This window comes from Candidatus Contubernalis alkalaceticus (assembly GCF_022558445.1).
Lineage (GTDB): Bacteria > Bacillota > Dethiobacteria > SKNC01 > SKNC01 > Contubernalis > Contubernalis alkaliaceticus.
In genome coordinates, this window is the sequence record NZ_CP054699.1 from 656,817 (window position 1) to 670,729 (window position 13,913).

General features: G+C 41.4%; 13 protein-coding genes. 4 read left to right on the forward strand and 9 right to left on the reverse strand.

What is annotated here, in order from left to right:
• Positions 1-179: 179 nt before the first annotated feature.
• The 4 genes from HUE98_RS03130 to HUE98_RS03145 form a co-directional block, all read right to left on the reverse strand.
• On the reverse strand, positions 180-2,396 hold the full coding sequence (locus HUE98_RS03130) for an ABC transporter permease (RefSeq protein WP_241422433.1): 2,217 nt from the start codon (positions 2,394-2,396) through the stop codon (positions 180-182).
• Entirely contained in the window at positions 2,396-3,091 is a 696-nt protein-coding gene (locus tag HUE98_RS03135; protein WP_241422434.1) for an ABC transporter ATP-binding protein, read from the reverse strand. Before HUE98_RS03135 ends, HUE98_RS03130 begins: the two co-directional genes overlap by 1 nt.
• 14 nt (positions 3,092-3,105) lie before the next feature.
• Positions 3,106-3,720 carry a TetR/AcrR family transcriptional regulator gene (locus HUE98_RS03140; protein WP_241422435.1) on the reverse strand — a complete coding sequence of 205 codons (615 nt, stop codon included), beginning with the start codon at positions 3,718-3,720 and terminating at the stop codon, positions 3,106-3,108.
• A gap of 326 nt (positions 3,721-4,046) precedes the next feature.
• On the reverse strand, positions 4,047-5,177 hold the full coding sequence (locus tag HUE98_RS03145) for a YheC/YheD family endospore coat-associated protein (protein ID WP_241422436.1): 1,131 nt from the start codon (positions 5,175-5,177) through the stop codon (positions 4,047-4,049).
• Between the two features lie 353 nt (positions 5,178-5,530).
• On the opposite strand from HUE98_RS03145, the gene HUE98_RS03150 reads away from it, so the two are divergent.
• Entirely contained in the window at positions 5,531-6,676 is a 1,146-nt protein-coding gene (locus HUE98_RS03150; RefSeq protein WP_241422437.1) for a YheC/YheD family endospore coat-associated protein, read from the forward strand.
• 43 nt (positions 6,677-6,719) lie between these two features.
• Here HUE98_RS03150 and HUE98_RS03155 read toward each other — a convergent pair whose 3' ends face one another.
• A complete protein-coding gene (locus HUE98_RS03155; RefSeq protein ID WP_241422438.1) occupies positions 6,720-8,027 on the reverse strand; it encodes a YheC/YheD family endospore coat-associated protein in 1,308 nt (435 codons plus the stop codon).
• Positions 8,015-9,193: a YheC/YheD family endospore coat-associated protein gene (locus HUE98_RS03160; protein ID WP_241422439.1), complete on the reverse strand. Its 1,179-nt coding sequence runs from the start codon at positions 9,191-9,193 to the stop codon at positions 8,015-8,017. Before HUE98_RS03160 ends, HUE98_RS03155 begins: the two co-directional genes overlap by 13 nt.
• Positions 9,194-9,445: 252 nt before the next feature.
• Between HUE98_RS03160 and HUE98_RS03165 the strand changes: the two genes are divergently transcribed.
• The gene (locus HUE98_RS03165) at positions 9,446-10,282 is read left to right on the forward strand and encodes a C40 family peptidase (RefSeq protein WP_241422440.1); all 837 of its coding nucleotides are present in this window, start codon (positions 9,446-9,448) and stop codon (positions 10,280-10,282) included.
• 45 nt (positions 10,283-10,327) lie between these two features.
• Here HUE98_RS03165 and HUE98_RS03170 read toward each other — a convergent pair whose 3' ends face one another.
• The 3 genes from HUE98_RS03170 to HUE98_RS03180 all read right to left on the reverse strand — a co-directional run bounded on the left by HUE98_RS03170 (position 10,328) and on the right by HUE98_RS03180 (position 12,941).
• A complete protein-coding gene (locus HUE98_RS03170; RefSeq protein ID WP_241422441.1) occupies positions 10,328-10,987 on the reverse strand; it encodes a response regulator in 660 nt (219 codons plus the stop codon).
• The gene (locus HUE98_RS03175) at positions 10,974-12,167 is read right to left on the reverse strand and encodes a sensor histidine kinase (protein ID WP_241422442.1); all 1,194 of its coding nucleotides are present in this window, start codon (positions 12,165-12,167) and stop codon (positions 10,974-10,976) included. The genes HUE98_RS03170 and HUE98_RS03175 overlap by 14 nt, the downstream gene beginning before the upstream one ends.
• A 255-nt stretch (positions 12,168-12,422) precedes the next feature.
• Positions 12,423-12,941, reverse strand: coding sequence for a hypothetical protein (locus HUE98_RS03180; protein ID WP_241422443.1), 519 nt, complete (start codon positions 12,939-12,941; stop codon positions 12,423-12,425).
• A gap of 301 nt (positions 12,942-13,242) precedes the next feature.
• Between HUE98_RS03180 and HUE98_RS03185 the strand changes: the two genes are divergently transcribed.
• Together HUE98_RS03185 and HUE98_RS03190 are read left to right on the forward strand one after the other, a co-directional pair.
• Positions 13,243-13,533 (forward strand): type II toxin-antitoxin system Phd/YefM family antitoxin, encoded by a 291-nt coding sequence (locus HUE98_RS03185; protein WP_241422444.1) that lies wholly within the window; start codon positions 13,243-13,245, stop codon positions 13,531-13,533.
• Complete coding sequence (locus tag HUE98_RS03190) at positions 13,511-13,828, forward strand: type II toxin-antitoxin system RelE/ParE family toxin (protein ID WP_241423492.1); 318 nt, start codon at positions 13,511-13,513, stop codon at positions 13,826-13,828. Before HUE98_RS03185 ends, HUE98_RS03190 begins: the two co-directional genes overlap by 23 nt.
• Positions 13,829-13,913: the final 85 nt, after the last annotated feature.

The following is a 13,913-nucleotide window of genomic DNA, read 5'->3' on the forward strand; positions in this document are numbered from 1 at the left end:
CTCCACCTGATTTCCCGATGTTTCAGCTTGCTGAAACGAGTTCACTTGAAGATATGAAATCTTTTATCCGTATTTAGAGCTATAACTTAGCTGTTTAAGAAACAATGGTGCGTTAGATGGCAGTTACCTGGCACAATTACGCACAGGCGCCCCTTGGTTGTGTAGGTTGTGGATATCAATTAATCCTGCTGTTTCAGGATTTCTGCCATGTCTACCCGATTTATTTTATTCCGGTTCAATCCTTTGGATATTTGATAAGTGGTATAGATGAACAAAAAACCCAAGAGATAATTCTCATTTTTCAATATCACCGGTATGCTTATATTCATTTCAGCAGTTATGGTTTGGTAAAGAACCGTCAGGGAAGACAGGATTAAAGGGATTGAAGCCAGGTAACCCAAAAGAACAAAGGGAGTATTGGTTTTTAGGAATAGTGAATAAAGGTCTTTTATATTATAGCCGATAATTTTAAGCAGGGATATTGTGCTTCGGTTTTCTTCAATCACCATGTTTGTTATAACATATACAATAACCAGGCCAATTATAAAAGCCACAGCAGCAATCACGCCCATGATGTAATGAATGGGTTCTAAGAGTGCCTGAAAACCTGCAGCCATTTCTTCCCGGTTGGTACTGAACAGCAAAGATGATGCTTCTATTTCCAGAGGGCGGGCTGAGTATATCTCCAGGTAACTATCTGAAGGTAGGCTAAAGACCGTATTGAACTCTGCCAGGGGCATAAATATGAAGCTTCCCAGGTAAAAATCTGCAACACCGTCCACCTGGAGGGTTATTATTTCAGAACTCAGGTTATTTTTTGCCTTAAACTTGTCACCTGCCTGGATATTTAACCTGTCCGCCAGGGCCCGGGTGATAACAGTACCTTCCACAGGAACAGGGTTGTCGAAGGAGTCCTTTAGTGTAATAAATTGAGAGTTTTCTTGAATTCCGTATACCAGGACATTCTGCTTATTTTCTGTAATAGTAACGGGCAGGGAAGAAAGGATTTCTCCGTGTTCAGGCCTGACTGTTTGAAATGAATTAAAGGCGTAATGATGCTCATATTGAAATGTTTCGGCAAAACTGTGTTTCATCAGGTAGTCAATAGAATCTTTCATGGACAATCCCATCAAAAGCAATGCGGAAGCCAGAACAATTCCCAGAAAGAGAATTACAGTTCTGGGAATATTTCTTAGTATGTCTCGAATTCTGAACTTGTTGTGAAATGTAAGACGGTTCAGGGTTACGGCTTTTTCCAGCCGGCTGATTTTTCCACTGCTGATGTCTCCCCTGATCAGAGCCAGGGGGGATAGCTGCAGTGCTTTCATAATTACTAATGAAGTGATAGGGATCAGAAAAAGGAACGGCAGGGACAGGCTAACTACTAAATAAACCGGCTGCAAGTCAAGCTTCAGGACAGGCAGGTGGTAGAACCGGGCTGCCGCTATGGTAACTGGAGAGGCAAGATAAGTACCTGCTGCAGTGCCTGTGATGCCTCCGGCCAAAGCCATAAACAGGGGAATTAACAGGTAGTGCCTGAGGATTTCCTGTTTCCTGTAACCCAGGGCATAGAGAACGCCAATTTGTTTAAACTCCTTTTTCAGAAGTCTCCATAGGATTACGGAAATCAGTGTTACGGTTAGAAGCAGTATTGTGGAGGGAATAATTTCTCGCATGGGTTCGATAAATTGAATGTCTCCTTCTATGAAGGCAATGCGCATATTATTATCCCTGTCTATCCATTTAATTATCCGGTTTTCTTTCGACAGATGTTCGCGAAATTCGGCGGTCTCTCCTCTGACACTGTAAAATAAATATCCATGTCCAATGTTCTCAAAGGCTTCCCGGGTGACAACGGCGATACCAAAAGTATCTGAGTTTTTAAGGATATCGTTTTCGTTTTTGAGAGGATAAATGTAATCGGGGGTTGTAACAAAACCAGTCACTGTAAATGTGTTTTGGAACAGGTCCAACCGGTCTCCAATACGGATATCATGGGCTGCTGCAAAACCCGGGTCCACCAGTATATCAGTGTCTTTTTGTAATTCTTCTCCCTGAATCACCGCATAGCGGTTAACTGTCCGGGTGCTGCTGAGGATTCTGAGGATTGTCCCGCTGTTAAAAGGGTAATCTGCAGCAAATCGCTCTTCCAAGTCTATGTTATATTTTCTCTGTAAACTATCTAAATTTTTAACTGTTTCCTGCAGGATAAAACTGGCATCTTCCTGGTTGTGTTGGGTTTTTAAAGTATCCATACTCAGGATAATATTGGCTCCCATAATGTTGATAATAACAAAGAGGGCGCAGCTCAAGGCAATCAACAGGGTACATCCGATATACTGAGCTTTTTGTTCATTTAAAGTTCTACGTATCTTTTTATGGATAACCATGAACATTACCACTCAATCCTTTCGGCAGGGACAGCTTCCTGGGTAATGTCCCGTGTTATTTCACCGCTTCTCATATGAATGACCCGGTGGGCCATGGCTGCGATGGCTTGATTGTGGGTGATAATTATTATGTTAGTTCCAAATTCCTGGTTAATTTGTTCAATTAATGTGAGGATATCTTTGGAGGATTTGTAGTCCAGGGAACCGGTGGGTTCATCGCACAGAAGCAGTTCCGGGTTCTTTACCAACGCCCTGGCAATTGATACCCGCTGCTGCTGTCCCCCGCTGAGTTCTCTGGGGAACCTGTTTTCCAGGCCTGACATGTCCATGGACTTAAGGATTTTACTAGTTTCCATGGGGTCTTTGCTGATATTAGAGGCCACCTCAATATTCTCTGCCACGGTCAGGTTAGGAATCAGGTTATAGAACTGAAACACGAAGCCGATGGAATCTCTACGGTATTCGGTAAGTTTGCGGTGGGAAAGTGAGGTTATTTCTGTGTTTTTAACTGTTACCCGGCCCTCGTCTGCAGAATCTATACCGCCGATGATATTGACAACGGTAGTTTTGCCCGAACCTGAAGGACCAAGAATTACTGACACCTGTCCCTTCTCCATGGAAAAACTCACCTTGTTCAGAGCCCTGAAGGGGACATCTCCGATATGATATATTTTCGTCAGTTGATTGACTTCCAGAAACATGTTCTTACTCCTTTCTACAAGCATTTTCCCTGAAATACAAACCGGATCTGTTGTTCTATACTTTCTTTCATTTCCTCCAGGGTTATCTGGGGACTATAAATATAAATCATGAACTGTGTTATAACGATGCTGTATATCACAAAGGATGCTTCGCGGGTGGAAAAGTCAGCAAGAAGTTTTCCCTGGTCTTTTTGATAATCAAGGAATTTTTGAAGTTTATCAATGGTCCTGTAATCCAGCTTTACCAGTCCCCGGAGCAGGGCATTATCGGTTTTTAGGGTTCCCAGGGCAACAGCTAAGATCTGCCGCCACATTTCTTTGCTGATAAGCTGGAGGGGCTTTACCACTTTCCATACGAATTCCATAATCAAAGTCAACACACTGGTTTCTAAATCCTGCTCCAGCAGGTGGTTGTCCTCTTCGGTCAAGTTTAACTCATCGGCCATAACAGCCAGAAAGATATCAGCCTTTGAATTAAAATAGTTATAGAGGGTCCCTACGCCAATCTCTGCTTTTTCCGCTATTTCTTCCAACGTAGTTCCTGCATATCCCCTGGTTAAAAACAATTCTTTGGCAGCTTGAATAATGTTTTCCAAGATTTTTTTCTTTTTTCTCTCTCTTAAACCCATAAATGACCTCCTAACAATAATATGAACGTATTCATATGTGAACACGTTCATATTATAATTTGCTTTTAATTATATGTCAAATTATTTTTTTAAAAAGCTACAAATTCTTAATGCCGTTGGCTGCTAATACACTTGCCGAAACTACTGGATTGGGGAAATGATTCTTATTACCCGCCAGTATGGGGAGCCTATCCCCATGTTTCCAATTGTAATGGGGACTGTGATTTCTCTCACGTGGATTGCAGTGCTGTTCCGATGGGTTTTTTCAGAGAACGTGAAGGAGTGACAAGGATGAAGAAAGTTTCCATATTCAGGCAGGATGATGGTTATGCTAATTTATCTCTTTTGGATCTATTAGACAAGTACCTGGCATACTCCAGGATGTTTTTATTGTACCTGTAGAATGCCGCTTCGCCATAGGCGTTACGTAAGGATACATGAGTCGACTGAGAATTTGCTTCGATAAACCAAATTTTATTGTTAGTATCAATGGCGAAATCGATGCCTATTTCCGCGAAATTGCCGTAGTAATTATCGAGATATTCATAGACACGGAAGAGAAACCTTTGAACGGCAGGACGAAACTTTTTCAGCTGATCTTTTGATAGTACCGTATACTTTACAAAGAAATCGTCAAATCTTAAAGCTTTTCCGTGGGTGGTAATGGGTGAACCGGGCCTTCCATGTCGTACTGAAATGCCTACTATATCCAGGCTTCCATCTCCATTACGCTGCAGCTCTGCTCTCATATCGACAAACCCGTTTTTTATTTTTAACAGTTTAATACCTTGTTGAAATAAAAATTTTTTATCTTTAAAAAACTTTTTCACAACATCCATCAAAGCCTGAAAGTCGGATACCCCCCTAACCGTTAATTGGTTATTCCGATAATAACTGTACCGGTAACCGCCGTCAGGCAGAACCTCTACCCTTAAGACATTTTCTCCTTTCTTGCCGTAATGTGACTTAAGATAAGCGACCTTATAGCGCTGAAGCATCTTTTTAATATCATCCGACTTCTTAACCGTTCTGGTCACAGGCAGATAGTTTTTCAGGACCGGATCATTGCTTAGAGTTTGATACAACCGCCACTTGTTAAAGCGATAGTGAGTGATCAATTTACCGTTTTTCTTAGTAATAATGCTGCACAATTTTTTATAAGTCTGAGTATGTCTTTTGCCAACTCCAATCCTTATATATAAAACATCAGGAAATAAAAAGTCTTTACTAAACCACCTGTTCTTCTTTATATGCCAATAGTAACCGGTAATCTTTTGCTCTCTCAACTTTACCTCTCTGAGTGAAAAAAAGTAAAGGATGTTCTTGACTTCTTTGTTCGCTTCCGCCATCATCCGAATCCGGGGGGCAGCCATCTGTTTTTGCATACCGGATATGGTTTTACTTCTCACTAACACAGCCATGACAGGCCTTGGGTAACTCTTTTTGTCGCTAAGCAATGGGAAACGTCTCCTTTTCTTTAATCTTGTACATCTTGATATCCTTTCACCCAGATTTAGTTAAAAACTCTTCTACCTGACTGGTTTTTCACAGCTCAAACGATTTTAAACCTGGGTACCAGAATGCTAAATATATATATTCAATATATGCCTATGAAAGATAGATGTTATTGAAAATTTTACGATAAGGGTTGATAGAGCAAATACATTCCTTCCTGGTTTACGGTCATTCTACTTTTCAGTATATGCTCAATAATCAGGAAAATCATGAACATTGCATGCACCTATCGGAATATATTAAATAAGTAACAACAAAACTGCTGCTATCCAGCAATAAAGAGGAGGCAAAGCAGGTGTATCCCAGGGCAAAACACAATCACCTCAGACCACGAATCGGCGTCTTTGTGAAAAAAAAATATGTACGTAAGATACCCAAGTTTGCCAGAAAGCTTTATCAGGCTAACCAAAAGGCAAGGTGTTCCATATATTTTTTTACTTCGCAGGATATTAACTGGAAAAAGAAAACAATCAACGGGTATGTATTAGAGGACGGCAGCAAACAGTGGCTAAGGTGCCGTCTGCCATTTCCAGATATTATCTATGACAGGGGAACCGGTTTTGACGGAGGAGAAAAAGCGGAAGTAAAGGCGCTGCGCGCCCGCTTTAAAAAAAATCCGGGGATTCAGTATATTAACAGCTGTAAACTAAAAAAATGGCAGGTGCATAAAAAGCTGTCAAGACACAAAGCCGTTAACAAGTATCTACCTAAAACTACGATTAGCCATGGCATAGATGACATCAGGGCAAAGGTTGCGAAATATGGATATCTTTTTCTAAAAAGCTCCGGTGGCAGCGGTGGTAAAGGCGTATTTTCCCTGGAAAAGTGTGCCAAAGGATTCTGTTTTCGTTATTATCGTAAGGGTGCTCACCTGAAACGGTATGTTTCAAATTTAAAAGGTTTATGCACAGAAATGAAAACAATAGGACTTAAACCTGACCGGGTTATTATTCAGCAGGGAATACGTCTGATTAAATATAAAAACCGCCCTACGGATTTACGCGTACTCATGGTTAAAGGCAAAGACGGTATATGGAATGCTGTTTACAATCAAGCCAGGGTGGCGAAAAAAGGGGCCGTAATTACTAATATCTCACTGGGTGGGGAGGTAATGAATTACCGTGATATTTTTCCTGCTTTAAAAGAAAAATACCCCGGCATACCGTCAGACAGGCAAATTAAGAATATATGCAAGAATATCGCCTGTTATATCGAAAAAGAATTCGGACCATTCGGAGAAATCGGAATCGATGTCGCTTTGGATAAGTACGGCAAGGTGTGGTTGTTAGAGTCAAATTCTAAACCCAGCAAATTGCCGGAAAAGAGAATCGAAGATACCGTAGGAATATCTCCACAGTTTCTATTGACGCTGGAGTACGCCAGATTATTATATTTAAAAAAAAGACCCGGATCCGAAAGGAAGAACCTTTGGAATAACTAAAACTAAGTCCCTCATATCGCAGATATGGGGGACTTAGTCTATACTACAGATTTTTGCGATAATTTCTAAATGTTAGAAACTGAGCATAACGAATAACTTGCTCAAGTTGTTTTTTTCTAATTTCAGGTTCATCAAATTTCATTGGTTTGGCGTTTGCTTCAAAAATCCACGGATACCCATGGTGATCCAGTCCAACATCAATACTCATTTCACCCAGAAGGTTTTGATGTTGTTCCAGCACTTTAGCAGCAGCAATACATAACCGATGTACGCGCTGTATGATCCTGGCAGGTTTTTTACATGGAATTGATTTTCGCAGTACATTTTGAGGTGTATCAATACGGCCGCCTCTTTGTACATGAGTGGTGATACTTTTAGGATGTGCGGCAGCGCGTATGCCCAACCCTGATATTTTCCAAAAGCCTTGATAATTTTTCTGTACCAGCACACGAAAATCAAATGGACAATTGGATACAACAGCCAAAGGAACAGCTTTTTGTACAATGTATTGTGAGTGGATCATCTGTTGTTGGATCTTGCTCCATAACTGATAAATATTGTAAGCCTGGTATTTTGTTAATTCGTTGTCATCAGCATAATAGTGCATTATATACGAGCTTGATACTCGCGACTTTATAACGCGGATAATACCTGAGCCTAATTTGTCATAAGACGGTTTTAAATAGACGGCTTTATGTCGCTGTAACATGTCAACAAGATCAGCTTTTGACAATAGTGGAGTTGTTTCAGGAATGTGTTTCTTTATCTTAGGTGATTTGTTTAACACTTTGATGATCTCTTCTTTATTGAAAAACCCTGGATTATACAATGTAATACCCGGGCAGGACATAAATCGCCGTATACACGACTGGCTGCTTTTTTGATTTTCATGGGGCCGGTCCTGAATACGGTTATAAACGACGTTAGGGAATGGGAAAGGGTATGTTATCCATTGATTTTTATCTTTATTAAATATTTGTCCTCGGATGATTTTCTTTTTCCAATTAATGCTGCTGGGGGTAAAGGTAAAGACTATGCCGCCGATTGTTTGCCCAGTCTTTATAATCGCTTTATAATTGTTAAAATTGCCCTTCAGTGATCCTTTCCGGTCTTGTGCGCTTAATATGCCGATGAGCGGCCCTAATACAGGTGGATTTCCCGGTGCTGCCAATGCTTTCGTTGGCAATGCTGCTGATGGTAGAAGATTATTGTGTGCAATTATCCTGATGGGTGTATGCGGCACGCCCCAATACAGTGTTTGGCGTTTACCAGCAGTTTTTCCTTTTGAATAAATGTGCCATTTTTTGCTTTTAGGATCATAATAGAGAGCAGCCGTTATCAATGCAGGCATTTTACTTTTGCACCTTTCTTATAGTTTTTTTGCTTCTTTGCCATATATTTGGCATATTCTAACGTGTTACTAAATGATTGCCTTACTTTTTGTCGGCCGAACGCGTTATACAAGGCAACTTTAGCTGATTTGGAATTACATTCAATCAACCACAGATTCCCCTGTTTATCCAGGCCAAAATCAATGCCCATTTCACCGAATGAACCGTAAGCTTGCTCAACAGCTCTAAATACGGTTTGTAGAAAACGATTAATTTTTGCCTGCAGCGCGTTTGCTTTTTGTGCATTTAATTGCAACAAATATTTCATGAAATTCTTTATACGATAATAATCCTCTTTATGAGTATTAGAAGCAATCGGTGAGCCAGGCTTACCTATACGTGCTGTTGTCCCGGAAACAATGAGCCGGCCATTTTTATTTTTTTGAACTTCACTGCGGAAATCAATAATGCATCGACCCTTTTTCATCAGTTCGATGGGTTTTTGAATAAGTATAGGTTCTTCAGCAAAAAAATGATAAAGAATCTTATTTAATTCCTGTTTAGGAAATATATCGGAGAACAGTTTGCCATGGTATGAGTAATAATATCTGAACTTGTCAGGACCACTTTTTTTTATGCGTATGACCCCTGTTCCACAGCTTCCTCTTCGCTTTTTTACATATACGTGGCCATACCGGTTGAGCATTTGAACAATATTTATAGCCTTATCTCCCTTCACTGTGAAAGGTAAGTGTGGTGAAATTGTATCTAGTTTAGATAACCGGGCATATAAATCCCACTTGTCAAAGTAGTGCCGGGCGTTAATATTTTTAATACCCAGTTCCCAAAACTTTTTAATTACAAGCCTTGATTTTTTCGAACTTCCCCCTCCCCGGTCATACAATAGATGCGGTAGTGGAAATCTTTTTCTCTGCCAAGTACTGTCCTGGTGATTGTAATAGATTCCCATTACACATTTCTTCTCAAAGCTCACGTCATCAGTCGTAAAAAAATACAGGGTAACATCCAAGTCTTGATTAGCTTTGGCCAGCTCAATGTAGCGAATATACCGATGAGAATTGACAAACTGAGGATTCATTGTGATGAGAGATTGTGCATGTGTTTTAGTAATAAAAACACCAATAATAACGTTTTTCTCTATGGGTTCTTTTTGTTTTACAATCAAATTTATCACTCCCGGCTTACAGACTTATTGACAGTATATGCTTAATATTGCAAACCGGAGACTATATCAGAATGCTTAATTTAATGATGAAAAAAAACTTCCTATTTTGCATATAAGCAATTACATATCAGCTATATACTGTCTAAAAATGTATCTTATTGGAAGCAATTACATTTGATTTCTAGTTTGGAATCTATTATAGTTAAAATATAAAGTTTACATAACAATACTTTTTTTAGGAGGAATTTACTCATGAAAATGAAATGGCACAGCAAGATTTTCCTTACCATTACAGTTCTTTTAATGTTGGTGTTCTCGGTAAGTGGACAGGCTTTTGCCCAGGTAACAGGTAGAGACATAGCTAACGAAGCTTCAAAGTACGAAGGAAGGCCAGTTTTTAGAAATTCCGCTACTGCAGTACAAGACATATACAGTAGTGTAGGAATTCAACTGCCTGATACCTTAGATGCGTTGAGACAGCAGGGGACGTTGGTAAGAAGAGCTGAACATTTACAACCAGGAGATATCATTTTTTTCGGACATAGCTCCAGCAATTTAACTTCTGCCGGCGTTTATATAGGGAACAACCAGTTCATTCTTTCTTGGCGGCCATATGGAACAATTCGGGCCATCAGCCTAAGTTCACAGGATGCCTTACGTTATGCCCTTTTTGCAAGACGCATAGTTAATGTCGCAGACAATATAAGAGAACAGGTTATTCAGGAAGGATTAAAATATGTAGGCACCCCTTATCAATATAACTCAAGCCGTTCCAGTACAGCTACGTTTGATTGCTCTGATTTTGTGAGAAGAACATATTTTGATGCAACAGGATCATGGATACCGGGCAATTCAAGAACTCAAGCTGCCTATGTAAGTCAGAATGGTAAAACAACAACAAACTGGAGAAATTTACAGCGTGGAGATCTCATGTTTTTTACTAATTCGGAAGGAACCGTAAACCACGTAGCAATATATATGGGAGACAGCCAAATATTGCATGCAACCAGTACCCGTGGAGTTCACGTAGGCACAATGACCAGCTATTGGAATAACTGTTTCTCTTTCGGAGGAAATATTTTAGATTAATAGTAAATTATTATCTATTCTGAGATATTTTAGCCGCTAATATATTTATATCAGGCGGTGTTTTAAGGCGAACAATACCGCCTGGGTGCGGTCGCTGATACCCAGTTTGCCGTAAATGGAGCTGACATGATTTTTCACCGTTCCTTCGCTTAAATGGAGCTGGGAGGCAATAGCTGAGTTGCTTAAGCCTTCAGCCATCAGTGCCAGGATATTTAGCTCCCGCCGGGTCAGCGGTTCTATCAGGGTATCATATTTTTCATGCAATTCACCGGCGGGAAGCTGTCCGGCAGCCTGGGCTACCAGGCGGGCGGCGATTTCAGGCTGCATAAAAATATCACCGCGGTAAATGGCGCGAATAGACTCAGCCAGTTTTTCCGAGGGAAGGTCTTTTAAAAGATAGGTTTTAGCCCCCGCTTTCAGGCCCTTTACTATTAAATCATCCTCCAGGAAAGTGGTTAAGATAATGATTTTAACCGAAGGATGTGCAGCAGTGATGCGGCGGGTGGCTTCAACACCGTCCATCTGCGGCATCCGTATATCCATCAGCACAACATCCGGGGGTTTTTCCAGGCAAAACTTAACAGCTTCCTGGCCGTTGGCAGCTGTTCCGGCAATCAAGAAATCACTTTCCAGCTCCAGAATAGTACTCAGTCCTTCCCTCATCAACGTCTGGTCATCAACTATCAAAATTCTAATCCTGGTCACATGCTTCTCCTTCCACTTCAACCCTCACCAGGAAACCATGAGGGCTTCGGTTAATAAATTCTACCCGGCCTCCTTCTGCAGCTATCCTTTCACGAATGCCTTTCAAACCAAAGCCTTCAAGAATTTCTCGGCAGCCCCGCCCATCATCTTCTATTTTCAGCAGCAAAGTATTCCTACGCTGTTTTAACGTGACCGTAATGAATCCGGCTCCGCTGTGGCGCAGGCTGTTAGCAATACTTTCCTGTATTACCCGGTAGAAAGGAAGTTCCAATGCCTTTGGAACAGCAGCTCCATCTTCCAGGGAAATATGAACTTTTATCCCACTGCCATCAAGTTCCCGTGACAGCCCTTTTAATGCGGCATCGAAACCCAGGGTATCCAGCTCATGGGGCCGCAGCTCTTTGATGGAGCGGCGCACCTCCTGGAGCCCCTTGCGGGCCTGTTCCTGGCTCTTTTCCAGTTCTGCCAGGGCCCTGTCAGTGTCCACTGGCATCAGCTTTCTACCGGCTTCCAGGCTGATAATTACTGTGGTCAGGGTATGGGCCAGTGTATCGTGGATTTCCCGAGCCATGCGGTTTCTTTCTTCCATAACCGCCAGCTGCTCCTGTTCTTTGCTGTTTTTCAGCAGTTTTTGATATGCTTCATCCAACTCCCTTCGGGAACGCTCCAGCTCTCTTAATGCAGATTCCGCCCTGTCTTTTTCTTCAATCTGCCGCCTGGCCAAGTAGCTGATCCCGTAACCGAAAAACAGGAAAAGGCCGTTAATGAGAATCAGGACCAGGTTGTTTGTAGTGAAAGCATCCCGCCAGTAAAAACCGGCCAGTCCAAAGCCAAAGTACCCCCCGATGGAGAGGAGAAAAATGTAGTCTCCTACCGGGCGAGGATAGGCAATCAAACTTTCTGCGATTAGAACCACCAGCAGGACACTACCGATAGCACTGATGTCCATGGAAATAAAGAAGTAGAGAAGAATTAACTGCAGAAAAAGGCTGGATTTAGAAAATTGCCGGGCTTCACGATCCAGGTAAAAGCTTCTAATATTGTCCACCATGAAAACCAGAAGAAGAGGAAGCAGCGGCCCTTTTAAGTCCAGGGGCTGGTTGCTTATGGTGACCCAGAGGGTTGTAATATAGACCCCATACTTGGCCAGAGTCAAAATCAAGGCAGTCTTTTTGTCCATGTATTTTTAATATCTCCTCTAAATATATTATTAATATTCCAGTTAACTGTCACCGGCTGGTCTATTGGCACTCTTGTGTACAGGTTTTTTATCATTGTTATTTGTAGCCGGGCAGTACTTTTCAGTATCGTTTCGTTAGTACAATGTTAATATTTCTATATATTGAACGTTTTTCCTGCCGATAATACCGTGGGGCGCAGCCGACCGCGCCCCACTATTTTTCATGAGCTCAACTTTTTTTCTCCAGGGCAAACCCTATGAATTTTCTTTGTTTTTCCTGCTCCCTAAAATGAGCCAAAGCCCGGCTCCCAACAGAACTGTTATCCAGATATAATTCAGCGCCTGCAGGGGAAAGTCCATATTCCATAAATCCTGGAGGGTGAGCAGTACTGCAAAAAATATTAATCCACCCGCAGGATAAAGCGGCCAGAAACGTTCACCATGGTCCAGATCTTTAAACCAAAAGGTGTGTATAATAAATACTCCCAAAAAGCTCAGCCCCAAACTGAGAAAAAAGAAACCCGGTGTAGAGTCCCCCGTGATTTGCATGCTTTGGAGCGCAGCGAAAACACCTATAGCCAACAGGACCATACCGGGAATTAGAAAACCAACGCTTCCGTATTCCTTTCGACCTCCCAGCAGGGCGTAAGCAAAACAAAATCCCAGTCCCAAAGTAAGTAAAAAAATATCCCCCGGGATTACACCTAACTGATTGAAAAGAAGCGCGATTCCCGCTGCCAACAACAGAATGCCGCCTTTTGTCATTTTTGTCATTTTGGATCCTCTCCTTTTTTTCTTTCATTATAAATACGATGGAGGAGAGATTCCAGTAACTGGAGTCATGAAAGGGGTCATGTTTTTATGTGACCGGGGTAATCCTTAATTCTTTATTAAATTAAATTTGCTGCCGCCTGTAACAGAAATTGAGGCAGGGTTTAGCATACTCATTTATTAGCGGTGGCCAGTATCTTTAACAACCGCTAATGCACTTTGAAAGACCTTAACCATCTTGATTGATTTCATAGCAACAACGGGGTATAATATTAGTAGAATGCTACTACAAGGAGTTGATACCATGCAGATTAAACCATCCGCAAGCATCAGACAGAACTATAATGAAATTGCGGCTTTGTGTAAGTCTTCCGGTGAACCTGTGTATCTTACTAAAAATGGCGAGGGCGACCTTGTGGTTATGGATATAGAGGCTTTTACACGCCGGGAAAAAATGCTCAAGCTGCGCGAAGAACTGTTGGCTGTTGAGGAAGATCGTCTAGCTGGACGCGTCGGAGTAACGCCGGATGAATTGGACAAATACCTTGACAGTATTATAGATGAGGTGGAACATGGAAAAGAAACCTCAATATAAAGTGATTGTCTCCGACCGTGCCCGTCAGATGCTAGCTGGCCATGTTCAATTTCTGGCACAAAAAAGTCCTACTGCTGCCCGTAGAACAAAGAATGAATTGATGGATGCTATTAGTTCCCTTTCCACCATGCCGGAGCGTTTTCCTTTTCTCAATGCTGAATTTTTACCGCTTAACAAGTATCATAAGATGTTTGTTGAGAAATGGTATTTAATTCTGTATCAGGTCAAGGGCCAGACAGTGTACGTTGATTATATCGTGGATTGCAGTCAGGATTATGGGTGGTTAGTACGATAGGTTTAAAGGTTTATAATTGATATGTGCAATAAGTTTGAAGTACTCAGTAATTTGGACGTATTCTATAATTATCTTTTGAAAGGTG